General features: G+C 53.9%; 23 protein-coding genes. 18 read left to right on the forward strand and 5 right to left on the reverse strand.

Annotated elements, in window-relative coordinates:
- Positions 1-29: 29 nt before the first annotated feature.
- The 6 genes from NST04_RS04385 to NST04_RS04410 all read left to right on the forward strand — a co-directional run bounded on the left by NST04_RS04385 (position 30) and on the right by NST04_RS04410 (position 4,910).
- Positions 30-1,574 carry a class I adenylate-forming enzyme family protein gene (locus NST04_RS04385; RefSeq protein ID WP_341183299.1) on the forward strand — a complete coding sequence of 515 codons (1,545 nt, stop codon included), beginning with the start codon at positions 30-32 and terminating at the stop codon, positions 1,572-1,574.
- Between the two features lie 13 nt (positions 1,575-1,587).
- Positions 1,588-2,487, forward strand: coding sequence for an NAD-dependent epimerase/dehydratase family protein (locus NST04_RS04390; protein ID WP_341183300.1), 900 nt, complete (start codon positions 1,588-1,590; stop codon positions 2,485-2,487).
- Positions 2,477-3,454: a phosphotransferase gene (locus NST04_RS04395; RefSeq protein WP_341183301.1), complete on the forward strand. Its 978-nt coding sequence runs from the start codon at positions 2,477-2,479 to the stop codon at positions 3,452-3,454. The genes NST04_RS04390 and NST04_RS04395 overlap by 11 nt, the downstream gene beginning before the upstream one ends.
- 24 nt (positions 3,455-3,478) lie before the next feature.
- Positions 3,479-4,030, forward strand: a complete 552-nt coding sequence (locus NST04_RS04400) for a GNAT family N-acetyltransferase (RefSeq protein ID WP_341183302.1) — start codon at positions 3,479-3,481, stop codon at positions 4,028-4,030.
- Between the two features lie 126 nt (positions 4,031-4,156).
- Positions 4,157-4,567 carry a collagen-like protein gene (locus NST04_RS04405; protein WP_341183303.1) on the forward strand — a complete coding sequence of 137 codons (411 nt, stop codon included), beginning with the start codon at positions 4,157-4,159 and terminating at the stop codon, positions 4,565-4,567.
- A gap of 76 nt (positions 4,568-4,643) precedes the next feature.
- The gene (locus tag NST04_RS04410; RefSeq protein WP_341183304.1) at positions 4,644-4,910 is read left to right on the forward strand and encodes a hypothetical protein; all 267 of its coding nucleotides are present in this window, start codon (positions 4,644-4,646) and stop codon (positions 4,908-4,910) included.
- Between the two features lie 22 nt (positions 4,911-4,932).
- Here NST04_RS04410 and pdxR read toward each other — a convergent pair whose 3' ends face one another.
- The gene (gene pdxR / locus NST04_RS04415) at positions 4,933-6,366 is read right to left on the reverse strand and encodes a MocR-like pyridoxine biosynthesis transcription factor PdxR (RefSeq protein ID WP_341185174.1); all 1,434 of its coding nucleotides are present in this window, start codon (positions 6,364-6,366) and stop codon (positions 4,933-4,935) included.
- 149 nt (positions 6,367-6,515) lie between these two features.
- On the opposite strand from pdxR, the gene NST04_RS04420 reads away from it, so the two are divergent.
- The 3 genes from NST04_RS04420 to NST04_RS04430 all read left to right on the forward strand — a co-directional run bounded on the left by NST04_RS04420 (position 6,516) and on the right by NST04_RS04430 (position 10,452).
- Entirely contained in the window at positions 6,516-7,064 is a 549-nt protein-coding gene (locus NST04_RS04420; protein WP_341183305.1) for a pyridoxamine 5'-phosphate oxidase family protein, read from the forward strand.
- 481 nt (positions 7,065-7,545) lie between these two features.
- A complete protein-coding gene (locus tag NST04_RS04425; protein WP_341183306.1) occupies positions 7,546-8,754 on the forward strand; it encodes a hypothetical protein in 1,209 nt (402 codons plus the stop codon).
- A 174-nt stretch (positions 8,755-8,928) separates the two neighbouring features.
- Complete coding sequence (locus NST04_RS04430) at positions 8,929-10,452, forward strand: malate:quinone oxidoreductase (protein ID WP_341183307.1); 1,524 nt, start codon at positions 8,929-8,931, stop codon at positions 10,450-10,452.
- Between the two features lie 120 nt (positions 10,453-10,572).
- Here the strand turns inward: NST04_RS04430 and NST04_RS04435 are convergent, their stop codons facing one another.
- Positions 10,573-11,721 (reverse strand): MFS transporter, encoded by a 1,149-nt coding sequence (locus tag NST04_RS04435; RefSeq protein ID WP_341183308.1) that lies wholly within the window; start codon positions 11,719-11,721, stop codon positions 10,573-10,575.
- Between the two features lie 137 nt (positions 11,722-11,858).
- Here NST04_RS04435 and NST04_RS04440 point away from each other — a divergent pair, with 137 nt between their 5' ends.
- The 4 genes from NST04_RS04440 to NST04_RS04455 all read left to right on the forward strand — a co-directional run bounded on the left by NST04_RS04440 (position 11,859) and on the right by NST04_RS04455 (position 15,265).
- Positions 11,859-12,749 (forward strand): LysR family transcriptional regulator, encoded by an 891-nt coding sequence (locus NST04_RS04440; RefSeq protein WP_341183309.1) that lies wholly within the window; start codon positions 11,859-11,861, stop codon positions 12,747-12,749.
- 64 nt (positions 12,750-12,813) lie between these two features.
- Positions 12,814-13,599, forward strand: coding sequence for a MerR family transcriptional regulator (locus tag NST04_RS04445; protein ID WP_341183310.1), 786 nt, complete (start codon positions 12,814-12,816; stop codon positions 13,597-13,599).
- Positions 13,596-14,246, forward strand: a complete 651-nt coding sequence (locus tag NST04_RS04450) for a GNAT family N-acetyltransferase (RefSeq protein ID WP_341183311.1) — start codon at positions 13,596-13,598, stop codon at positions 14,244-14,246. Before NST04_RS04445 ends, NST04_RS04450 begins: the two co-directional genes overlap by 4 nt.
- A complete protein-coding gene (locus NST04_RS04455; RefSeq protein WP_341183312.1) occupies positions 14,243-15,265 on the forward strand; it encodes an alpha/beta hydrolase family protein in 1,023 nt (340 codons plus the stop codon). The genes NST04_RS04450 and NST04_RS04455 overlap by 4 nt, the downstream gene beginning before the upstream one ends.
- A 24-nt stretch (positions 15,266-15,289) precedes the next feature.
- Here NST04_RS04455 and NST04_RS04460 read toward each other — a convergent pair whose 3' ends face one another.
- Positions 15,290-16,204 carry a helix-turn-helix transcriptional regulator gene (locus tag NST04_RS04460; protein ID WP_341183313.1) on the reverse strand — a complete coding sequence of 305 codons (915 nt, stop codon included), beginning with the start codon at positions 16,202-16,204 and terminating at the stop codon, positions 15,290-15,292.
- Between the two features lie 249 nt (positions 16,205-16,453).
- Here NST04_RS04460 and NST04_RS04465 point away from each other — a divergent pair, with 249 nt between their 5' ends.
- From NST04_RS04465 to NST04_RS04480, 4 genes are all read left to right on the forward strand, one after another.
- Entirely contained in the window at positions 16,454-17,710 is a 1,257-nt protein-coding gene (locus NST04_RS04465) for an acyltransferase family protein (RefSeq protein WP_341183314.1), read from the forward strand.
- A gap of 83 nt (positions 17,711-17,793) precedes the next feature.
- On the forward strand, positions 17,794-18,648 hold the full coding sequence (locus NST04_RS04470) for an ABC transporter ATP-binding protein (protein ID WP_341183315.1): 855 nt from the start codon (positions 17,794-17,796) through the stop codon (positions 18,646-18,648).
- Positions 18,641-19,297, forward strand: a complete 657-nt coding sequence (locus NST04_RS04475) for an ABC-2 transporter permease (protein WP_341183316.1) — start codon at positions 18,641-18,643, stop codon at positions 19,295-19,297. The genes NST04_RS04470 and NST04_RS04475 overlap by 8 nt, the downstream gene beginning before the upstream one ends.
- Positions 19,294-19,659, forward strand: coding sequence for a GntR family transcriptional regulator (locus NST04_RS04480; RefSeq protein ID WP_341183317.1), 366 nt, complete (start codon positions 19,294-19,296; stop codon positions 19,657-19,659). The genes NST04_RS04475 and NST04_RS04480 overlap by 4 nt, the downstream gene beginning before the upstream one ends.
- A gap of 107 nt (positions 19,660-19,766) precedes the next feature.
- On the opposite strand, the gene NST04_RS04485 is transcribed toward NST04_RS04480, so the two are convergent.
- Together NST04_RS04485 and NST04_RS04490 are read right to left on the reverse strand one after the other, a co-directional pair.
- Positions 19,767-20,423: a glycosyltransferase gene (locus NST04_RS04485; RefSeq protein WP_341183318.1), complete on the reverse strand. Its 657-nt coding sequence runs from the start codon at positions 20,421-20,423 to the stop codon at positions 19,767-19,769.
- 63 nt (positions 20,424-20,486) lie between these two features.
- Entirely contained in the window at positions 20,487-21,020 is a 534-nt protein-coding gene (locus NST04_RS04490) for a TetR/AcrR family transcriptional regulator (RefSeq protein WP_341183319.1), read from the reverse strand.
- 117 nt (positions 21,021-21,137) lie between these two features.
- Here NST04_RS04490 and NST04_RS04495 point away from each other — a divergent pair, with 117 nt between their 5' ends.
- Complete coding sequence (locus tag NST04_RS04495; RefSeq protein WP_341183320.1) at positions 21,138-22,181, forward strand: SDR family oxidoreductase; 1,044 nt, start codon at positions 21,138-21,140, stop codon at positions 22,179-22,181.
- Positions 22,182-22,344 lie beyond the last annotated feature (163 nt).

The following is a 22,344-nucleotide window of genomic DNA, read 5'->3' on the forward strand; positions in this document are numbered from 1 at the left end:
TAAAATTGTTGTTAGGGGAGAGTATACGCATGCTTCTTTCAGAAATATTGCCTCATGTGGCCCGGTTACAGCCAGATCGCTATGCTACAAAGTATAGAAATGAGTATCTGACCTATCAACAATTACTGCATCAGGTAAGCTGTGTGGCGGGAGGGCTGAAGGACTTGGGAGTAGGTCCCGGTGAACGGGTGGCGCTTGCAGCTGATCCTTGCCCATATCTTGTGATTGCAGAATGTGCCGTAATTGCTATAGGAGCCATTCCAGTTACGGTTTCTCCAGGTTTGACTCCTGCAGAGATGCATCAGATCCTTGAAGATGCTGCCCCAACAGCTATAGTGTACGATGCGGATTATCCTAGAATAACCTCTTCTCTTTCAGCGCCCAGTGTAGCTTTTACCATCTCGTTTGAGCCGGTCAACGGCGGCCTGTCCTTAGAGAATTTAATAGCGGTGTCCTCTCCACTAACAGAATGGTATATAGCAGAGCCGGATGATGTCGCTCTTCTTATTTATACCGGGGGTACAACGGGACGCTCCAAGGGAGTGATGCACTCCCATCGTGCGATCAGAAAGTGGGCTTTCATGAACCCTGCAAGGGGCGGAGGGCATAATCCGGCCAAGAAATCGCTTGTTCCTAATCAAGCCCATCTTACCGGCCAATTTATCCTTTGGACAACTCTTTTTGAAGGGGGCTGTCTCATTTATCCGGATTCTTATCCGCTGCAGGTTAACGAAGTCATAGACATTATTGAGCGCGAGCAGATCAGATTTCTGGGAACAGTCGGACTTCTGTTCAGGGATATCACTGCCTTGGCAGGCAACCATTCCAGAGAAGTCGGGTCTGTGGCAGGCATATCCTGCGGAGGTGCTCCTATCAGTGGGAAGACCTTGCATGAAGCGCTTGAAGTATTCCCTAACGCGCAGGTATCCGAGGTGTATTCACAGACGGAGAGCGGCCAATTTATCAGCTTCTTATCCGTGCAGGAGTGTCTTGCAGAAGGGAAGCTGCATCGGCTGCAATCGGTCGGAAATCCATCCCATATGGAACGCTGGGGCCAGAAGCCTTTTGAGATTCGTATAGTCAATGACTCAGGGCAAGAAGTAGAGCAAGGAGACATTGGCGAGATCCTATGCCGAAGTGAACAGATTATGCTTGGCTACTGGAACAACCCGGGAGAGACAGGCAAGACCATCCGAAATGGGTGGCTCTATACGGGGGATCTTGGCAGACTGGATGAAGACGGCTATTTATACATTGTAGACCGCAAGAAAGACATGATTATAGTAGGAGCTTCTAATGTCTACTGCGTTGAAGTGGAGCAGGTAATAAGCGCACACCCCTCTATTCTTGAGGCTGCTGTTATAGGAACACCCTTGCCGGATGAAGGCGAAGAAGTCACAGCAGTAGTTGTACTTAAGCATATGCAGACACTCGCTCTAGAGGACTTGCAACAATTCTGCGGTCAATCGATAGCTGAATATAAGCTGCCTACCCGATTAGTGATTACTCACTCACTATTCAGGACATCCGTAGGCAAAATAGATAAGAAGGCGATAAAAAATAGTATTTACTAAAAGGAGGTTCTCCATGAGACTTCGAGATAAAGTCGTTCTCGTTACAGGTGTTACGGGCACAGCAGGAGATAAGATTGCAAAAAGATGCCTCAGCGAGGGAGCGGAGGTCAAGGGACTTATCCGAAATAAGGACCAGATCGCACTATGTGAAAAGCTAGGCATTACACCCGTCATCGGAGACTTGACCGATAGAGCGGCCATGAAGGACGCACTTCAAAATGTGAACGTTATCATTCACGCTGCGGCGTATCTGGGGGAGGACCAGGGGATTGCCGAGGCATCCAATATCCAGGGGGTCCAGAGTCTGGCCCACGGCGCTGTATCTGCGGGAGTGGAGCGCTTCGTGCATATTTCTACGGTATCGGTCTATGGTCATTTTGATGGAGAGGTGGAGCTGGATGAGGCCAGCAGTCTTGCCTTCGGCCACGGGGAGGTCTACATTTCAACCAAGTGTGAATCGGAACGGATTGTACAGGCTGCAATGGCTGACGGGCTGCCAAGTGTGATCCTACGTCCTGGAGTGATCTGCTCCGATTCCAACTCGCACTGGGGCGACAGACTGATTACTAAGCTTGCTGATTGCGGAGAAGTGGACTGGATTCATCCGGAGGACTTAACGCCCTGGGTGCACGCGGACAACCTGGCTGAGATGTGTGTACTGGCAGCGACGCAGCCTGCGGCTGTGAATCAGTGCTATAACGCCATTGACGGAAATTATCCGGAGAAAGATTTTACGATGCGGATCGGTCTTGCCTTGAACAAGAAGTTCATTATACCGGGCGGAGACCCTATAAGAACGGCATATACTTGCGACAAAATAAAAAACGAGCTGGGCTACAGCCCGGTCAAAACGTTCGAGGAGACCGTTGTCCGGCTGGAGCAGCAAGCTAGGGGAGAGCTAAATGTATCCTAAACCGAAGGCCATGCGTTCCGTTCTAGATCCAAAGTATCTGGAATACTGTCTGAGTTCTCTGTATGACCTTGGAGATTGGAAGGATTGCCTGTTCTGGTTACGCGGCCTGAACGATACTTACAGAATCCGTACCGGCACAGGCACATATATTCTTCGGATCTACCGCCAATCGATAGCTGAAAGTGATGTTGTCTATGAATTGTCCCTCTTGACACAGCTGGAACACCAACTGAGCGCAGTACATACAAAGGTTTCCGTTCCCCTCCCTCAAAAGAACAGCAGTTTATATACGGTCATCGATGCGCCGGAGGGCCCGAGAGCTGCCGTGATTTACAGTTATCTGACAGGCACGGAGAACGTGCTGCATGATGAGGAATCATGTGCTTCCTTCGGAAAATCCGCTGCTGAATTGCATGCTGCCATGGACAGGGTCTCCTTAGATTTGCCTAGACCGGATCTGGATACCCGCGCTCTGATCTCCCGGCCGCTGGACCGTATTGTGGATTATCTCGGTGAGGGACACCGCTCAGCTGCGTACCTGCGAGAGTTCGCCGGTGCATTAACGGAGCGGATCAACGCTGCTAGTCCGGGCCTGGACTGGGGGATCTGCCACGGAGATTTGCACGGGAATAACAATGCCTTCCAGGAAGGCGATACGTTCACGCATTATGATTTTGAATGGGCGGCTCCGGGTTGGCGGGCCTACGACTTGGCCCAGGTCCGGCACAGAAAACGTCTGCCGCACGAGAAGAAGGAACCGCTGTGGCAGGCATTAATGTCGGGTTACCGCTCGGTCAGAGACTTTTCCGAACAAGATGAATCTGCAATTGATCTGTTTATGATGGCCCGCCGGTTGTGGGTGATGGGACTGGATGTCGAGTTCATTAGTGACAGCGGTGCGCTGGATTATACGGAAGACTGGCTGGAGGAGTTCATTGATGAGTTCCGCTCTTACGATATAGTCTGATGATCCATGAGGAGGAGGAAGACGATGTACACCATCTATAAGCATTGTCCAATATTTAAAAATGAACAGATCACCCTGCGGCCGGTGCAAGAGGAAGATATTGCAGGTCTGCTTAACTGTTACGCAGATCAGAAGGCGGTACCCTTTTTTAACTCGGATAATTGCAACGGCGATACGTTTTACTATCCAACAGCGGAGCGGATGAAGCAGGCGCTTGATTTCTGGCGGTACAGCTATGACGCGGAGCAGTTTGTCCGCATGACGATCATCTGGAATCCTACTGACGAGATCATCGGAAGTGTGGAGATGTTTAACCGCGGGGAGGCTCCCGGCTATGGGGTGCATGGCGTGTTGCGCATAGATCTGATGAGCGTTTATGAGCAGGAAGGGGTGCTGAGCGCTGTCCTGGAGCTGGTGCAGGAGCATTTCTACTATGAATTCGGTGTGGAATGGATCATGACCAAAGCTATCGACGCTGCGGTAGAGCGCAGGACTGTTCTTACAGGGCAGGGGTATATTCCGCTCAAGGAGTTCGAGTTATCGGATTATTATGGCCGTGTCAAAATGGAGCTATAGTGCCGGTTACCCTCGGCTAGGCAGGAGGCAGTTAAAAGCCCATAGCAGCTGGGCATCCGCCCAGGCATCTTCTCCGCGAATGCATATGATGATTATGCCTAATGAAGCGAGAGAGGAGCAATAGATATGGGATTTATACCAGTGCCGGGAGGCGGCGGAGGATTTCCGGGGATACCGGGATTTCCGGGTGGACCAGGCTTGCCGGGAGGGCCGGGGACTCCAGGGATTCCAGGCGGAGGGCCCGGAGGATTTCCGGGAACGCCCGGGGGTGCGCCGGGAGGAGTAGCAGCACCGACAGCGCCACCGCCGCAATTCGTACCGCAAGCACCGGCGGTTACGGCTTATGCGGTTGACCCCGGCGGCATCAGAGGCTGCCTGTTCCGCAATACGTATATCTGGCTGAATAACGGGGAGCAATTCTGGTTCTATCCGGTATTTGTGGGCCGGAATTCGATTGCCGGCTTCCGGTGGAACGGCTTCTTCTGGGGATACTTCGGAATTGATCTGAACCGGGTTAGCTCGTTCACCTGCTTCTAGCCTGGCTGCATCTCCCTGTTTGGCATACCATGACTTGGTTAAGTATAGATCAAGATCACGGACAGGGAGGTGTACTATGGGCAACCTGTGGATGGCATTTGTCTATCCCGGCAGCTTCTTAAGTCTGCTCGGGGTAGTGTTACTGATTATGGGTTATCAGCGGCGGCGCACAGGCCGGCGTACCCGTCTGGAGAGTGTGGCCCAGCCGGGTCGGCCGGCACCGGGGGGACCCGGCACCGCATCGTTTCAGCGAGAGGTACGGTATTCGCTGATGGGCGGCATTCTGCTGGGACTGGGATTGCTTCTGTTCGTTGCACTGGGTATTACTTCACTGTTCAGCTAGGACAAGCCCTGAATTAGCACGCTTATAAGAGCAGCCCGGCCAGCCGGTGAATCCCCTGCTCAATCAAGGCCTCATCCACCTTGGCGAACCCCAGCACCCAGCCCTTCCTGCGGCTTTTAAGGCAGTAATGGGCAAGCGGGTATACCCGAATTCCCTGCTCCAGCGCTAACCGGGTCACGGCTTCCTCGTTGTAGTCCGGCTCCGCCTCAAGGAAGACATGCAGCCCCGTCTCTGCTCCGCTCAGGGTGAACCGTTCGCCTAGACCGCTTGCGGTTATCGCTTTGGTGATGGCTTCATGTCTCCGGCGGTAGACATTGCGGACTCTGCGCATATGGCGCATGAAATGCCCCTTCTGGATGAAGTGGGTCAAGGTGAGCTGGTCCATCACCGGAAGGTGGCGGTAGGTCAGCTCCTGTACACGCGCCAACTGGGCAATGGCCCGGGCCGGGCCGACAATCGCCGAGATGCGGATGGCCGGGGCGATCATTTTGGAGAAGCTCATCATATACAGGGTATTATTCGGCGCCTGGCTATAGAGCGTGGGCAACGGGTCGCCGCGGTAGCGGAATTCACTGTCATAGCCGTCTTCTATAATCCATAGCTGCTCCTGAACGGTCTGGTGCAGCAATTGCTGCCTGCGCGGCTCTGACATCACGGAGCCTATGGCGCACTGGTGCGATGGAGTTACGAACACCAGCCGCGATTCCGGGTGGATCTGGTCAACCACAAGACCATGCCCGTCTACCGGGACAGGGGCTACGTGCATCTGCCGGTAATTCATCGCCATCCAGGCCGCAGGGAAGCCGGGATCTTCCACAGAGACGGTATCGCCTTCTGTGAGAAGGGATTGGGCAATCAGATCAAGACTGTGCTGTGCGCCTGAGGTCAACAGAATCTGATCGGTCTCAATCCGTATCCCCCGCTCAAGCAGCAAATAACGCTGGATTTGCTCCCTAAGCGGCAGGAGACCATAGGGATTGCCGTAGGACCAGTCGGATACGTCCATTGCGGCGGAGGCGTGAAGCAGCGATTGCCGCCAGTGGTTCTGGAAGGTTCTATCCACATAAGGCTCGTGGGGGGTGAAATCGATCTCCACCGCCTGAGGCTGATGGCCTCCGAACCAGTCCTGCAGCTGATCTACCGCTGAGTTCAGCAGGGGAAGGGAAGGAGGAACGGGTCCTTCCGGCACCGACTCCTCTTGAGGCGCTTCAATGGCCGGGTTCCAGTCGCTTACCCGTGTTCCGCCCCGCCGGGAGGTGACGGTATACCCTCTGCTGAGCAGCTCCTCGTAGACGAGCTGCACCGTGGAGCGGGAGACTCCAAGCTGCTCGGCGAGCACGCGTGAAGGGAGCAGCAGCTCGCCCGGCGCCCAGATGCCTTGTGTAATATTATGAATGGCCTGATTCAGCAATTGCTGCCAGATCGGGGCCTTGTCGTTACGGTTGACGAACATTATAACGCATCCCTCCTAGTCGTAGCTTAGGTTCCGTTTTTTCGTTATGGATTGCTCGGAACCGTCTTCTTTGGATATTTTAGCACAGTCCATTAGTTGATATACTACCGAATAACGTATACGCGGAGGACGCGGGAAGGAGAGGGTTCGATATGAATCCGGTTCGTTACAAGGTTAGGGAATGCAAGGATGAGGCGAGGATTGAACAGTTTTTAATGCAGGCGAGAATTGGGTTTCTGGGATTAGCGGATGGGGATCGTCCCTATGTTGTGCCGCTGAATTATGTATGGATGGACGGAAAGCTGTATTTTCACGGGGCCGGGGATGGAAGACGCAATCAGGTGATGAGTGAGAATTCAGAGGTATGCTTCACGGTCTGTGAGGAATATGGGACGATTACGAACCCCGTGCCCGCCAAGACGGATACCGCCTATATGAGCGTGATGGTCTTCGGGCAGGCTGAGCCGGTGACGGATCTGGATGAGGCTACGCAGGTCTTGCAGGAGATGATGAACAAATATGTGCCCGGGTACTATAACCGGCCGTTATCCAAACAGCATGTCGATAAATACCGTTCGGCTGTGTACGGCGGGCCGGTGCAGGTATGCCGGATCACTCCCCAGCATCTGACAGCCAAAGAGAATCCGGTTGAAGCAGAGAGTATGTACAAGCCAGGGACGAATGAAGTGCAGAGTATGTAGGGACTGCACTCCAACTGAAGAGGGAATGAGCGCTTGGGCCGGTAACGGCCCGGGCTTGTTCGCGTTATGGCAAGGGCGAATGTATGCGGAAAACCGAACACAATGTGCGGGGAGGGGAATGTGCTGGGGCGGATGTAATCGGAAAACCGATTACAATGGGCCTCCAGGGGGGCATGGACGGAAATATAATCGGAAAACCGATTACAATGGGCCGCCAGGGGGGGCATGAACGGAAATGTAATCGGAAAACCGATTACAATGCGCCGCGAGGGGAGCATGAACGGAAATGGATGCGAAAAACCGATTACAATGGGCCGGGTGGGGGCTTACGGACCAAATGTAAGCGAGGATAGAGGGCCGGCAAATTTGCTGTGAACCCCACGATGTCGTATGGTTGAGTTAGAATAGCAAACAAAGGTAGTATAGAGAATATTAGTAGTATTAAGAAAACAGGTAGGTTCGAGCAGAAAGGATGAAGCAAATGTCCACAGATAACCAAGCTCTTCCCCCGGCTCCGATTACAGAACCCGGAAGGTATGTCCTTGATCTGACGGGGCCCGGCAGCCACACGCTTGACCGCAAGCCCGGTATGGGCAGCTTATCGATCGGCCCCAGGGAGTCGAAGCCACCGGCAGAGGTGCTGGTCGCTGCCGATGAGCGCATCAACTGGTCCGTCTTCGAGCCGTTCGCCACACCCGCAGGCTCCCCCTGGCCGCGATATCTGAGCTATACCGGCGGTGATGCGGGGTTCCTGGAATGGGCGGAGCGGCGGCCTATTGAGAATCTAAGCTGGACCCCGGTGCTGCCGGAGGCTGCTTCGCTGGACGGTAGCCGGGCGAACATCTATACCCTGGGCATCAAACTGGGACCTCTGGCAAATGGACAGCTGAGCCTGGTTCTGCCGGAGAAGCTGTACAACCTGAGCTTGTCCGGCGATCTGACCCGCTTCTCGGTTTCCGGTCATCTGCCGACTACTCTGGCCTTAGTACCGAATATGAGCCGGCGCAGGAGCGATGCGCCGTACCGGCTGCCGGATCTGGGGGAGCTGCAGGGTGTGACTCACCTGACGCTGAATAGCCCGCCCTTGGGCCAGCCCATCTCGCTGGACGGCCTGGAGCAATTCCCGAACCTGGAGTCGCTCAGCCTGTGGGGAAGCTTCTGCGATCTGGAGGCGCTTGCCCGCCTGACGGGGCTGACCAGCCTGGAGCTCCGTTTCATGCCGGAGCTGGAAGGCCTGCCTTCCCTGGATACATGGCCGCTGCTGGACCGGTTCATCGCCTACAATGTCGAGGAGGCCGTAGGCAAACGTCTGCGGCAGCAGATGAAGGCGCGCGCCAAGGTCCGCTCTTGGGATGATTATGCCTCCATAAGCCAGCTCAGGAAGCCGGAGTGGTGGCAGAGCGAATACGGCCGCCCGTTTGCGGCCTGGCCGAAGCGTCTGGCCAAGCTGGCGAACGAAGCCTATGATACTGCGCAAGCAGCTATGGCGGAGGCCCGCACTCTTGAAGAGGCGGAAGCAGCCATTACCGCCTTCACCCTGCGCTTCAATTCACTGAAGGGCATCGAGACTACCGAGAGGGAAGACCTTGGCGAAGCTGTATGGCAGCTCAGCCAGTCAGAGCACCAGATCGGGCAGCCTATAACAGAGGAAGTGGCGCAGGGCTGGTTCGATGCGGCCCGTGATTATTAATTAAAAAGTTTATAAAAATTAAGATAAATCTTAAAATTTAGTTTCATTAGTGATAAACTAGGATCAGGATTGATCCAAACGGTGTGTGACTTGGTCCGCGCTGGCTTGCTATGGCGCCTAAGCAGGAGTGCCTGCATCCTTCCTGCAAATCGTAGGGTAGAAGGACGGTATAATATGAGCAACCAACAAACAAAAACAGACGTTATTTTAATTGGTGCTGGAATCATGAGTGCAACACTTGGTTCACTGTTAAAGGAATTAGTACCGGATTGGCAAATAACCGTGTTTGAGCGGCGTGCGGGTGCCGGGGAGGAGAGCTCAGGAGAATGGAACAATGCGGGAACGGGGCATTCTTCACTCTGCGAGCTTAACTATACTACAGAGCAGCCGGACGGATCGATTGACATCAGCAAGGCGATTAAGGTGAACGAGGAATTTCAGTTCTCCAAGCAATTCTGGTCCTATCTGGTGAGCCAGAAACGAATACACAATCCGCAGGATTTCATTGTACCTGTGCCGCATATGAGCTTTGTGGAAGGACAGAAGGACGTTGCATTTTTACAAAAGCGATTTGAAGCGCTTTCAAATAGTCCGCTGTTTCAAGGCATGGAATTCTCCGATGATCCTAGGCGGCTGATGGAATGGATTCCGCTGATGATGAAGAACCGGAAGCTGGACCAGCCGATAGCGGCGACCAAAATCGATTCGGGAACGGATGTGAATTTCGGCGCTCTGACCCGCATGCTGTTCAACCACTTACAGAGCAATAACACCGATATTAGATATAATCATCAGGTGGATGATCTGAAGCGCGCGCAGGACGGCTCCTGGGAGCTGAAGGTGAAGAATCTCGCCAGCGGCGTAACAGAGCGTCATAACGCCAAGTTCGTCTTCATCGGCGGCGGGGGAGGAAGCCTGCATCTGCTGCAGAAATCCGGTATTCCGGAAGGCAAAAAGATTGGCGGATTCCCGGTAAGCGGACTGTTCATGGTCTGCAAGAAGCCGGAGATTGTAGCCCAGCATCATGCCAAGGTGTATGGTAAGGCTGCGGTGGGTGCACCTCCGATGTCTGTTCCGCATCTGGATACCCGGGTGATCGATAAGCAGGAATCCCTGTTCTTCGGGCCGTTTGCCGGCTTCTCGCCCAAGTTCCTGAAATACGGCTCCATGTTCGATCTGATTACCTCGGTCAAGCCGGATAATCTGGTTACGATGCTTGCAGCAGGAGCGAAGAATCTGTCATTGACCAAATATCTGATCGGGCAGGTCATGCTGTCCAAAGAACAGCGCATGGAAGCGCTGCGGGAGTTCATCCCGGATGCGAAAAGCGAGGATTGGGAGCTGGTGGTAGCGGGCCAGCGGGTGCAGATTATTAAGGATACAGCAGCCGGCAAAGGCATGCTTCAATTCGGAACGGAAGTCATCAGCAGCGCGGACGGCTCCATCGCCGCATTGCTGGGAGCCTCTCCAGGGGCGTCCACGGCCGTCTCTGTCATGCTGGAGGTCATCACCAAGTGCTTCCCGCAGCAGATCAAGGCCTGGGAGCCGAAGATCAAGCAGATGATTCCTGCCTACGGCATGTCCCTGTCCGCTAACCCGAAGCTATTGAATGACATTCATGCTTCCGCAGCGCACACGCTGGGCCTGACGAATGGAACAGATGGGCATGAGCCGCCAGCCGCGGTCAATCATCTGTAGCAATAGAGTAAGTGCGGCTGATCACCAGCCAGCTCTTCTATACATGCAAAGAGGCCATCCCTGGGGATAGCCTCTTTGTCTTGCTGTGTTCATCTCCCGGCCTGAGTACTTCAAGTGCGATCAAGCCTTCTGAGTCTTGAACAGCCGGACGGCCAGAATCAGAGCTACCGCTACAGCGGCGAGGCCCGCCCAGTTCAGGTGGAGCACAGAGGTACGGCTGATCACATAGCCGCCTAAGCCCGATCCCAGCGCGAATCCGAACTGGATGAAGGAGGTGTTTACGCTCAGGGCCATATCCGGGTTCCGGGGAACCAGGGTGACCAGCAGAAGCTGCTGCGCAGGGGAGATGCTCCAGGTGCCCAGCATGAAGAGCATCAGGATCAGGAGAAGGACGATCACCGGAACGCCCGTTAGTGCGAACAGGAGGAGTGTGGCTGCTTGTAACAGAAGTCCTGCGATAATGGTGAACTTCGATCCTCTAGAATCGGCCAATTGCCCGCCTAACTTGGAGCCCATGAAGCTGCAGACGCCCGCCAGGAAGAGCACCCCGCTGATTTCGGTGACAGACAGAGAGGATGCGGCCTGCAGGTAAGGGGTAATATAAGTGAAGAGTGTAGCGTAACCCCCTACATACAATAAGCTGATCGCCAGAGCGGTAACAATTCTGGAATCCTTAAGCACAGAGAGCTGCATCTTCAGGGTGACGGCTTCTTTTTCTTTTATGGCAGGGACCTTGGCTGAGATGATGCACAGCGGAATAAGGCTGAGCCCCCCGACGATGATGAACAGAGCCCTCCACCCAAAGTATCCGCTGAAAAAAGTGCCGGCCGGTACGCCCAGAACCAGCGAGCTGCTGAGTCCCATCAGAATAATGCCAATCGCATTGCCTCTCCGCTCCCTCTCCACGAGCCTTGTAGCTACAGCCATGGCGACTACAGTAGCTATGCCCCCGCTTGCCCCTTGGATAACTCTAACTCCTAGCATAGCTTCATAAGGCAACTTCAGCAGCATCAGCCCGTTGCTGGCAATGAACACGCCGAGGGCGGTCAGCAGCAGCTTTTTGCGGTCCATATTAATGGTCAATGCAATGAGCACCGGTGCAATAATGGCTGCGGACAGCGCAAATACGGTCACCAGCAGCCCCACTTCGGAGGTGGATACGCCAAGATCTGCGGCAATCATCTCAATCACACCGGTAATAATATATTCAATCGTCCCGATCAGAAAAACGGCAAGTGCCAGAATATATATCGTCAATCTGTTATTCAATTTTCTCCCACTCCTTGTACATTCATAACGGAATCGGCCGCCGTTCTTGTCATCACTCTACGATGCTGCTAAGGTTAAGTCAAAGAAACGTTTCTGAACGAAACGTTCATTTTTTTTGAACGAAGGAGTGACATCGAATGGAATTGCGCCAACTTAAAACCTTCTATACGCTGGCTTCCACGCTTAATTTCGCCCGAGCCGCCGAAGCGCAGAACTATGTTCCCTCAACGGTTACGATGCAAATGAAGGCCCTGGAGGAAGAATTGGGGGTGAAGCTGGTAGACCGGCTCGGCAAAAATGTGACGTTAACCGATACCGGCAAAACGTTCCTGCGTTATGCAGACAACATCCTGTGTATGGTGGAGGAGGCGCAGCATGCCCTCAAGCAGCCCGGTGAGCTGACAGGCACCATCGTAATCAGTGCAGATGAGACGTTATGCACTTACAGACTTCCCGCTGTGCTGCACCGGTTCCGCCAGCTTCATCCCGGAGTCCGGCTGATCTTCCTGCCGCTCGTGAGTCCGAGTCTCAGGCAGAGCCTGCGGGACGGGGATGTCGATGTGATCTTCATGCTGGATGAAGTGAAGAGCGAGAGCGGATTTTGCGGAGAAAAAATAACAGACGAGCGCTTCTGCCTCCTGGCTGCTCCCGATCATCCGCTGGCATCGCGTCCGGCGCTGGCTATCCAGGATTTTCACGGCGAGACCTTCCTGCTGACAGAGCAGGGGTGCTCCTACCGCAGCTTCTTCGAGCGCAGCCTATCCCAGAAGGGGATGGCGGGTATCACGGAGCTGGAGTTTCATAGTGCAGAGGCAATCAAACAATGCGCGAAGCTGGGGATGGGCATCGCCATCCTGCCTGAAATGGCCGTAAGCGAAGAATTGAAGCGGGGGGAGCTTGTCTCCCTGCCATGGGATTTGACCGCAGTATCTTTTGCCACCCAAATGTTCTGGCATGAGGAGAAGTGGCTCTCCCCGGCTATTGAGGCTTTTATCCGTCTGGCCCGGGATCTCGAGTCCTCCCCTTGACCTTAGGTCAGACCTAGGGTGTATCGTAGAGATATTCCAAGCCGCAGCCCGGGGAGTGATTAGGATGAGAAATGAAATAACGATTAGTGAACTGGCCAAGCTGATGAATGTATCGGTCCATCAGATCCGGTATTTTGAAGAGAAGGGTGTTCTGCAGCCTGCGTATACCGGTGAGAATCAGTACAGAATGTACAGTCTGGATCAAGTGTATCAGCTCGCGCACATCCTGCTGCTCCGCAAGCTTGAAGTGCCTGTTCAGTCGATTAACGAATGTATGAGCTATAGTCCGGAGCAGCATCGCGGGCTGCTGGAGCACTCTCTCGGAGGGATCGAACAGGAGCTGAAGCGTCTTCAGAAGCTGCGGCAGTTCATCCGCAAAATGCTGGAGGAGGAGCAGAGCTACAGCTCGCAGGCGGAGCCCTTTCAGAGGGTGTTGCAGCCTGAAGTCCATCTCACCGAGCTGATGAAGCTGGATTCGCACAGTCAGCTTAGTGCGGCGCTGCTGGCGCAGCAGGCGGCAGGGATACCGGATCTGTTCGAATCGGATATTTATTATGTGGCAGATGAACAGGAGGCCGTGACCTTGTATCTGGAGATGCAGGCTCCGGGCGATCTGACTCTTCCGGCCGGGGATTATCTGATCCGCCAATGTGTGATTCAGGAGGAGGAGCTTGAAGAACAGTGTGACCATTTCTTGACCTATGCGGCTGCACAAGCGATTCCGCTGGCGGGGCCCCTGGTGGTAATTGAGCGGTCGTATCTGTCACTGTTCGCTCCGGGCAAGCTGCACTATGAACTGAAAGCATTGATCCAACCGGGAGTGATTGAGGAAGGGGCGGGATCGGTATGAGCCTTGCACCGATTACGATAGAGCCGATGCAACCCCGGTATAACCGGCCGGTAAGCCAGTTGCTGGCCCAGGCGTTCCAAGCCAAGTTCCACAGACGGCTGCACCTCAGCGGGAATGTGCTGGCCAAGGGTCTGGAGACGCTTCTCGACTATGCTCCGGCCGGACCGTTCGCCCCCAGAAGCGTCGCCTTGCAGCAGGGAGAGGTGATTGGCAGCATCGGGATGAAATATAAGTCTGCGGCGGATCAGCTGGTAAGGGGTAAGCGGCTGCCTCCGTTACCGGCTGTATTCCCTCTGCTAAGGAGACGCGGCATGGTCCGGCTGCTGGCTGGTCTGGCGACACTTGAACATTACCCCGAGGCCGGCGAGTGTTATATTACCGACCTGGCGGTTCATCCGGCCCACCACAGCAAGGGCGTAGGCCGGCAACTGCTCGGATGGGCCGGGGAAGTTGTGGCTGCCGACCCCGGCCTGGACCGCCTCAGCCTGCACGTTGCGGCCAGCAATCCGCGGGCCAGACAGCTCTATGAGCGGCTGTTCTTCCAGACAAGTGCCCGTCAGAACAGGCAGCTTCTGTATTTAGTATTGGGCGAACGGGCATGGGAATACATGGTCCTGATTCAAAAAGGGGGACAGATAGAGCAATGATGAGGAACAAGAAGATCTGGATTTACCTATGTGTTGCGGTACTTCTGCTGGTTGGCGGGGCAGGAATCTATGTCGTGCAGCAGAACCGTTTTGAGATGGTGGAGCAGGCCATCCAGATAGAGTCCCCTGAAGGCAAGCTGACCGGGACGCTGGTGCTGCCTAAGGAATCTTCTGCAACTTCCGGCAAGTTGGGATTAGTTCTGTTCATTCACGGGGACGGGCCGATTAACGCTTCGCATGATGACGGCTACAAGCCGCTGTGGGAGCAGTTAGCCAGCCTGGGTTATGCGTCCTTATCTCTTGATAAAAGAGGGATCGGCGGTTCCGCAGGCAATTGGTTGGACCAGAGCATCGACGACCGGGTAGAGGAGGCGCGTGAAGCGATTGCCTGGGCCCGGAAGCAGCCGGGTATTGACCCGGACCGGATCGGGGTGTGGGGTGCGAGCCAGGCCGGATGGGTAATTCCCAAGCTGGCCGGGAAGGAACCGCTCGCCTTCAGCATTCTGGTCTCCCCGGCCGTCAACTGGCTGCGCCAGGGTGCCTATCATACCCGGCAGCAGATGCTGCAGGAAGGGAAATCGGAGGCGGAAATCGCAGCTGAAGAGGCGGCTAACAACGAGGTTCGGCAGCTATTGGCGCGAAAGGCGAGCTATGAAGACTATCTGGCTGCGGTGCGGGAGGATGACCCGATGACGAGGGAGCGGTGGACTTTTGTCAGCAAGAATTACCAGTCGGATGCCGAGCAGGATCTTAAGCAGTTCCGCTCGCCGGTACTCTTGCTGCTGGGCCAGCAGGATATTCATGTCGACTGGCAGGAGACGGAGCAGGTGTACCGCAAGATGATCCTGCCGGGGCTGCTGAGCGTCGCTGTCTTCCCGGAGGCAGAGCATTCCATGCTGAGCAAGAAGACGGCGGATTCCAGCTTCCGGGCGCTCATGATCAGTCTGTTCGCCCCGCGGCACATCACCGTGCCGGGCTATATGAATCAGATTGAGGACTTCCTGAAGGAGCTGAATTAAGAGCACGTTCTCTTCGCGCAGTAATTACTGCGTATACCGGCTCATCATTTCCAGCAGATACTTACGGAATTCTTCACGGTATGCCTTCGGCTCCATAATCTCCAGTTGAGTGCCGAAGCCGGCCAGGAATTGATATCCGACCGGGTGCTGCGGAATGTGGAACGTAGCCAGCAGTTGTTCCGCGTTATAGACTTCGATGCTCTTGCGGCCATACCGTTCAATGAATTGATCTTTGACCGAAGGTGAGATCAGTGCCTTCACTTCGGTTAACTGTGGCGGAACTTCAGCCTTCCGTGCCTGATTCAGCATGTCCGCTCTGGGGCTGAAGGTCTGTCCCTTCCGCTTCAGCTGCTCCATCCGGGAGAGCTTGAACATCCGCTCGCCCATCCGCTCCAGGCAGAAGCCCTTCAGATACCAGCTCGATTCACTGAAATGAAGCTGATAAGGCTCCACCGTCCGTGTCGTAGGAGAACCTGTTCTATCGGTATAGTCAAAAGAGAGCAGCCAGCTCCCGGCGATGGCCTCCTGACATAGCTTCATGGCTCCGGCAAGCTCCGCGCGTCCCTCCCAGCCATAGAAGGACAGCTGAACCGACCCCTTGGAAGCGAGCGGGCTAACCATCGCTTCTATTTTTCGAATCGTCATGGCTACATCCTCGCTAAGCAGAATTTGTCCCAGCCCGCCGAGCGCAGCCAGTATATTCTCCAGGTCGGAGCTGCTCAGCAGCCGCTTGTCCATCTTGTATTCTTCCATAATGCCGTAGCCGCCCTGCACGCCGGGTGTGGCGTATATAGGAATGTGCGCCAGACTGAGCGTCTCCATATCGCGGAGAATCGTCCGTTTGGACACGCCGAATAATTGGGCGAACTCTGAGCTGGGCACAATGTCTTTTTTGAGCAGAATCATGATGATGGTAATCAGCCGTTCGACCTTGTCCATCCGCTTCCCTCTTTCTTGAGTTAAATATGAAATGGTGACATCTATCCGTCACCTATCGTGTATTATACTCCATTTATCTTACGAATAATTAGCAATAATGGGATAGAAAACCCGGCTTGCAAAATTTTATGCGTTGGCGCCCTGAATCGTTGAAGGATTTGGCCTGGATCTATGGAAAGATAGGAGTACCTGAGACCGGTCTGCGCCATATATTCAGGAATTCACTCATGAAAAGAGGAAGTTGAGCTGATGCCAACGATTCGCCTGGGCAATACCCGGCTAACAGGAGCGGATGGCGTTCGTGCGATCGCCTGCCTGTCAGTCATCCTGCATCACTTATCGCAAAAGCTGATGCCGCCCGCACAAAAGCCCTGGGTGCAGGAGCTGCAATCCGTGCTGTTGCTTGGGAATAGCGGGGTCAGTCTGTTTTTTCTGTTAAGCGGTTTCCTGCTGTCGTTTCCCTTCTGGAGTGCGTATCTCGATAACGGGCCGTATCCGAGCCTGCGGACGTACACCCTGCGCCGTGCCGCAAGAATTATGCCCGGCTTCTATGTATCCATGCTGGTGTGTCTGCTCCTGACCTGGAGGCTGGATATTCCGATGGAGTACTTGGGGCAGCGAATTGCCACAGCGTTCACCTTCACATCAGGCTTCCACTACACCACGTTCTTCCCCTCCGACTTGAACGGACCGCTCTGGTCCATCAGCTTCGAGGTCTTCTGCTATCTGCTGATGCCACTCTTCATGGCAGTGTTATTCATGCTCGGCAAGCGGCATTCCTTCGGTAAGGCGATCCTGTTCTGGGTCGCCGTATTTGGGCTGGTGCTTGCTGCCAATGCCCTCATTCATCATTGGTTTACTCCAAGCGAGCAGGGCCGGGGCTGGGACTACGGCCAAGTCGGCGGCGCAAAATTCTGGATGCCGAATTACAATCCGGTTGGCTTCTTCGGCCACTTCATCATCGGCATTCTGGCCGCAGGCATCACGAATGCCATGCTCCAGCGCCGTACCAAAGTGGAACGGCTCAGCAGGCTGGGCGTGTTCGATGCCGCCACAGTGCTTGCTCTGGGTCTGGCCGGGTTCCTGATCTGGCGGATGCGCCACGCAGGCGAATTCGACTTCAGTCTCCAGCAGCAGCCGTATCTGTTCCCGGTCTATGCCCTATTGTTCGGCATCGTGCTGTTTACCGCACCGTTCAGCCGGGTGGCCGGGCGTGTGTTGGATAACCGCTTTTTCAGGTTTACGGCCAAGGTGTCATTCGGCCTGTACATATGGCACTACCTGTTCATTACCTTGATCGAGAAGTACGGGCTTCAGGATTTCCATTTTGCCGGAGTCAGGGATGTGTGGCGCTGGCTGGGCATCAGTCTCACCGTTGTAGCCATTTCTTACGCAGCGGCGACTCTCTCGTATTATCTCATCGAGCAGCCGTTCATTAACTGGTCCAAGGGCAAGCCGTTTTTCCGGCGCAAGCCGAAGGAGAAGCCTGCGGAGGCGGCAGCCTAATCTTCACTGAACCGTTGACTTTGTGAAATCTCCATGATACATTGTGTATACACGGAATACACAATTTGTTGAGGGGGTTAGTTATGCTGGCTTTGGATGTTAGACACTTGAATAAGAAATATTCGAATTTTCAGCTCAAAGACGTATCTTTTCAACTGGAGCAGGGATATATTATGGGCTTCATCGGCGTGAACGGCGCCGGCAAAACAACGACGATCAAATCCATTCTAAATATGATTCAGATGGACAGCGGCGAGATCCATATTCTGGGTAAGAATATCGCGGAGCATGAGATGGAACTGAAGCAGGACATCGGCTGCGCCTTCGGCGATATTAACTTCTACACCCGCAGCCGGATCAAGACGCTGACGGGAATCACGAAGAAGTTCTATAAGAACTGGAATGATGACACATATTACAAGTATCTGAGCCGGTTTAAGCTGGACGAGAACAAGAAGATCGCTGAGCTGTCCACCGGCATGAAGGTTAAGTACAGCCTGACTCTCGCTCTGTCGCATGGCGCCAAGCTGCTCATTCTGGATGAGCCGACCAGCGGACTCGATCCGGTCTCCCGGGATGATCTGCTCGATATTTTCCAGGAGCTTATTGTCAGCGGGGAGCTTAGCATTCTGTTCTCCACCCATATTACCTCCGACCTGGAACGCTGTGCCGACTACATCACCTTCATTGAACAAGGGCAGATTGTGGCAAGTAGCGAGAAAAATGAGTTCAAGGAATCCTACCGCCTGATTAGCGGGAGCGAGGCTGACCTGAGCAGGGTGAAGGACCGCCTGATTTCTTACAAAACCAACTCCTTCGGCTTCAACGGATTGATCCATACCCGGGATATTGATTCCGCTTGGACACTTAACACGGCCATCCCGACTCTGGATGACATCATGATCTACTTTGCCAAAAAGGAGGGTGTATATGTATAATCTGGTGCTGAAGGATTTGAAGTTAGGCGTTAATCCCTGGTTCTTTGTCTTGCCCTTCCTGATGGGCGGCCTTATGCTGATTCCCGGCTGGCTCTATTTCCTGGTACCGCTGTACTTCTGCTTCATCACGGTACCGAACATTTTCGGCGGCTTCAAAAGCCAGAATGATCTGATGTTCAGCACCATAATGCCTGTGACCAAGAGCGATATTGTGAAGTCCAGAGTCACTGTACTTGTCATTCTGGAGCTGATGCATCTGCTGGTCGCCATGATTGCCAGTATATTTACCTTTCAGCTATACCCGAAGATGCAATATTTCTTCTTTGCGCCGCATATGGGCTTCTGGGGTATGTGCTTCATTATGATGGCGCTTTTCAATCTCATCTTCATTCCGATATACTATAAGTCAGCTTATAAGTATGGTCTAGCAACCACGGCATCGACCGTTGCAGCCGTCCTGTTCGCTGCTGCGGTCCAGTGGGCTGGTATCCAGAATGCTTGGCTGCATAGCCTGTTCTACGGCTCCGGGCTGGACCGGACAGGGCTGCAGCTCTCCATTCTGGCCGGCGGCGTCCTGATCTTCATTGCCTGTAACCTGCTGGCCTACCGGATTGCGGTGAAGAGATTCCTGAAAGTGGAGATTCTATGAATGTAACGATATCCAGCACCTCCGAGAAGCCGATCTATCAGCAGCTGCATGAACAGATCAGCGCGCAGATTCTCCAGGGGGAGCTGGAGAGCGGCTACTGTCTGCCGCCGATCCGCCAGGCTGCGCTGGAGCTTGGTGTCAGCGTCATCACGGTCAAGAAGGCCTGGGAGGAGCTGGAGCGGAGCGGGCTGATCAACACGGTAACCGGCAAAGGCTGCTTTGTCGCCGAATTCTCACCGGATGAGATGTTGCGGATACGTAATGAGATGGTCTTGAAGCAGATGGAGAGCGACATTCAGTATTATAAGTCCTTCGGCCTTACCCTTGATGAAGTGACCGCGCTGCTGGGCAAGATCTACTAAAGCGCGGAGAGATTAAACGTAGAAACAGGCTTTTCACGATCCCTAGGGGGAGGGTGAAAAGCCTGTTTGTATGTCTGCTAGGTTCGTCCGCCTACGGGACGGTCCGTCTATTTTCCCTTAAATTGCTCCGGGAACTGCTTCACAATGCCTTCGGTCAGCAGGTCGGCAAAATGAATCATGTGGACCTCGTTTTTATCGGTGTCAGCAATGGAAGCGGCATAGTCTCCTTTGAGGATATCGAGCACGATGTCCGTCACGAGCTGAAGATGCTCGTACAGCATATCCTGCACCTGTTTCACGGGCCAGTTCGGATTCAATCCGCTCAGGAAGCGGGCAATCTCATCGGCGTTCCGGTGCCAGTCGGCCTGGAGCTTCTGTACCTCTCCCGCATTGCCCTTCTGGGCGGCCGCGACAATCTGTCCGGCGATCTGAATATGCTCCTTCAGCAGTCCGGCCAGCTTGCTGCCGTTCGCCTCCCCGTAATAACGCCCCAAGACATTGCCGATGTCCTCCTGATTCCTGAGCAGCCGCTCCAGGACATCCTTCTGGTCCGGGTTATTGTAGAGGGCGCTGACAATATAGTTGTGCGTCCAAATGGTGTGGTCAATCCACACCTGCTGCATCTCGCTTCCCAGCTGCACCACTTGCGGGCTTATGCAGGCAGCTTCCTTCTTTGCGGCCGCGAGCGCCTGTACCGGAACCGCAGCTTGGGCCAGACTGAAGACGAGCCCCAGAGTAAACACCGTTAACCATAGCTTTTTCACAATCAACTGCTCCTTTGTATGGGATGCGCGAATCTGCGTTATTATGGCTAGAATGGATGATAATTATTTGTGAAAAAGCCGGATAAGCGCGGATATCTCCTCCAGGGTCTCTTGCTGGCCATTCCTGATCCACATGATCCAGATCTCAAATACGCCGGCGCTCATGAAATGAATCCAATACTCCCGCCTTGCCCCGGTCCAGTCTGGAAACGGAATCAGCTCATCGTAGAACTGTGCAATATGGTGCTTGAAGATCTGATACAGCAGCCCTGTGAAATTGCCTTCAATCGCCAGGCGGAAATCAGCGGAGAAGGTTTGGAAAAAGCGGGTCAGATCCGTTATCTTTTGCTCGTGATTCGGTTTGTGGGCGATTTTATAGAAGATATCGGCAAACTTAGGCTCATAGTATCCGGTCACGACCTGCTCAAGGCTGTCATAATTCCGGTAGAAGGCCATCCGGCTGACCCCGGCTTTTTTGACAAGCTCCGAGATGGTCACCTCTGACATTTTTTTCGTCCGCAGCAGCTCCAGCAGGGCAATCGTGATCCATTCCCGGGTGTCTTTTTTGATCAATTGTGCATGATCGGTGGCTGCCATTACAGTTCCTCCATTCTGTCACACATGCCTGTTAACGGCTTGATAGCGATAAGGTCCAGCCTTATTATAGGGTAAAACACGTTACAAGTGTAACGTCTACCGGAGGAGATATTGATTATGGGAGAGCATAACAAGCCTGTAGTGCTGGTGACTGGAGGCTCAGGATTCATCGCTGTGCATATTATTGTGCAATTACTGGAGAAGGATTATCGTGTTCGGGCTACTCTGCGGTCTATGGGCAGACAGGATGAAGTGAAGGCCATGGTGTTGGCGGGCGGCGGGGCTAATATAGAGGACTTGTCGTTTATAGAGGCTGATCTGACTTCGGATAAGAACTGGAATCAGGCGGTGAAGGAGGCGGATTATGTGATTCATGTAGCTTCTCCAACGCCTAATCGGATATATAAAGACGAGAATGAAATGATTCAGCCGGCGCGTGAGGGGGTTCTGCGGGTGCTAAGAGCAGCGCGCGAGGCCGGGGTCAAACGTGTGGTCCTAACCTCTGCCTTCGGAGCCATTGGAGTGGGACATAAGCAGCATGCAGGCTCTTATACTGAAGAGGACTGGTCCAATACAGACGCGAACATCCATCCCTATCAAAAATCCAAGACCCTCGCTGAACAGGCAGCCTGGGAGTTTATCCGCCATGAAGGCAAAGGGCTGGAGCTGTCTGCAGTCAATCCCGTCGGTGTGATGGGACCCATTCTGGGCAAGGATTACTCTCACTCTAATGAGATTGTCCGCAACATGCTGGAGGGCAAGCTGAAGTCGGTCCCCAAGATCTATTCCGATTATGTGGATGTCCGGGACGTAGCCGCACTGCATATTCTGGCTATGGTGCGGCCCGAAGCCAGCGGGGAACGGTTCATCGCTTCCAGCGCTGAGAATCTCTCTACGCTGGAGGTAGCCCGGATTCTGCAGAAGCACCTGGGGCAGGACGCAGAACAAGTGCCTACGAGGGAAATGCCCAATCTGCTTGTCCGCGCCGCGGCGCTGTTCAATCCCAAGCTAAGAATGATAGCTACTCTTCTGGGCCAGGATATGTCAACGAGTAATCAGAAGGCCAAACGTCTTCTGGGATGGAACCCGCGCCCGGCAGAGGAGGCTATTATAGCTACTGGGAGAAGTATGATAGACATTATTAAAGAGAAGATAAAATGACAAAAGTGACCATTCCGATGACAGAAAAGGAGACGGGGTGGTCAATCCTCAAATTTAACCCTCAGTTGACAGAATTCTCCCATCTTCTTTAAGTGGGGGATGAATGGAAACGGTCTAATCTACATGGATTCTTACCGCCTAAGATGCTATAATCAAAGTATTC

It is taken from the genome of Paenibacillus sp. FSL H7-0756 (assembly GCF_038006765.1).
Taxonomy (GTDB): Bacteria; Bacillota; Bacilli; order Paenibacillales; family Paenibacillaceae; genus Paenibacillus_AQ.

What these genes read in the sequence shown, in the direction of transcription:
- NST04_RS04490 (WP_341183319.1), bottom strand. Translation starts at nt 21,020, where the DNA reads ATGGCAGCCACCGATCATGCACAATTGATCAAAAAAGACACCCGGGAA.
- NST04_RS04495 (WP_341183320.1), top strand. Translation starts at nt 21,138, where the DNA reads ATGGGAGAGCATAACAAGCCTGTAGTGCTGGTGACTGGAGGCTCAGGA.
- NST04_RS04390 (WP_341183300.1), top strand. Translation starts at nt 1,588, where the DNA reads ATGAGACTTCGAGATAAAGTCGTTCTCGTTACAGGTGTTACGGGCACA.
- NST04_RS04420 (WP_341183305.1), top strand. Translation starts at nt 6,516, where the DNA reads ATGAATCCGGTTCGTTACAAGGTTAGGGAATGCAAGGATGAGGCGAGG.
- NST04_RS04385 (WP_341183299.1), top strand. Translation starts at nt 30, where the DNA reads ATGCTTCTTTCAGAAATATTGCCTCATGTGGCCCGGTTACAGCCAGAT.
- NST04_RS04470 (WP_341183315.1), top strand. Translation starts at nt 17,794, where the DNA reads ATGCTGGCTTTGGATGTTAGACACTTGAATAAGAAATATTCGAATTTT.
- NST04_RS04410 (WP_341183304.1), top strand. Translation starts at nt 4,644, where the DNA reads ATGGGCAACCTGTGGATGGCATTTGTCTATCCCGGCAGCTTCTTAAGT.
- NST04_RS04465 (WP_341183314.1), top strand. Translation starts at nt 16,454, where the DNA reads ATGCCAACGATTCGCCTGGGCAATACCCGGCTAACAGGAGCGGATGGC.
- NST04_RS04400 (WP_341183302.1), top strand. Translation starts at nt 3,479, where the DNA reads ATGTACACCATCTATAAGCATTGTCCAATATTTAAAAATGAACAGATC.
- NST04_RS04475 (WP_341183316.1), top strand. Translation starts at nt 18,641, where the DNA reads ATGTATAATCTGGTGCTGAAGGATTTGAAGTTAGGCGTTAATCCCTGG.
- NST04_RS04445 (WP_341183310.1), top strand. Translation starts at nt 12,814, where the DNA reads ATGAGAAATGAAATAACGATTAGTGAACTGGCCAAGCTGATGAATGTA.
- NST04_RS04430 (WP_341183307.1), top strand. Translation starts at nt 8,929, where the DNA reads ATGAGCAACCAACAAACAAAAACAGACGTTATTTTAATTGGTGCTGGA.
- NST04_RS04455 (WP_341183312.1), top strand. Translation starts at nt 14,243, where the DNA reads ATGATGAGGAACAAGAAGATCTGGATTTACCTATGTGTTGCGGTACTT.
- NST04_RS04450 (WP_341183311.1), top strand. Translation starts at nt 13,596, where the DNA reads ATGAGCCTTGCACCGATTACGATAGAGCCGATGCAACCCCGGTATAAC.
- NST04_RS04395 (WP_341183301.1), top strand. Translation starts at nt 2,477, where the DNA reads ATGTATCCTAAACCGAAGGCCATGCGTTCCGTTCTAGATCCAAAGTAT.
- NST04_RS04480 (WP_341183317.1), top strand. Translation starts at nt 19,294, where the DNA reads ATGAATGTAACGATATCCAGCACCTCCGAGAAGCCGATCTATCAGCAG.
- NST04_RS04425 (WP_341183306.1), top strand. Translation starts at nt 7,546, where the DNA reads ATGTCCACAGATAACCAAGCTCTTCCCCCGGCTCCGATTACAGAACCC.
- NST04_RS04405 (WP_341183303.1), top strand. Translation starts at nt 4,157, where the DNA reads ATGGGATTTATACCAGTGCCGGGAGGCGGCGGAGGATTTCCGGGGATA.
- NST04_RS04440 (WP_341183309.1), top strand. Translation starts at nt 11,859, where the DNA reads ATGGAATTGCGCCAACTTAAAACCTTCTATACGCTGGCTTCCACGCTT.
- NST04_RS04460 (WP_341183313.1), bottom strand. Translation starts at nt 16,204, where the DNA reads ATGGACAAGGTCGAACGGCTGATTACCATCATCATGATTCTGCTCAAA.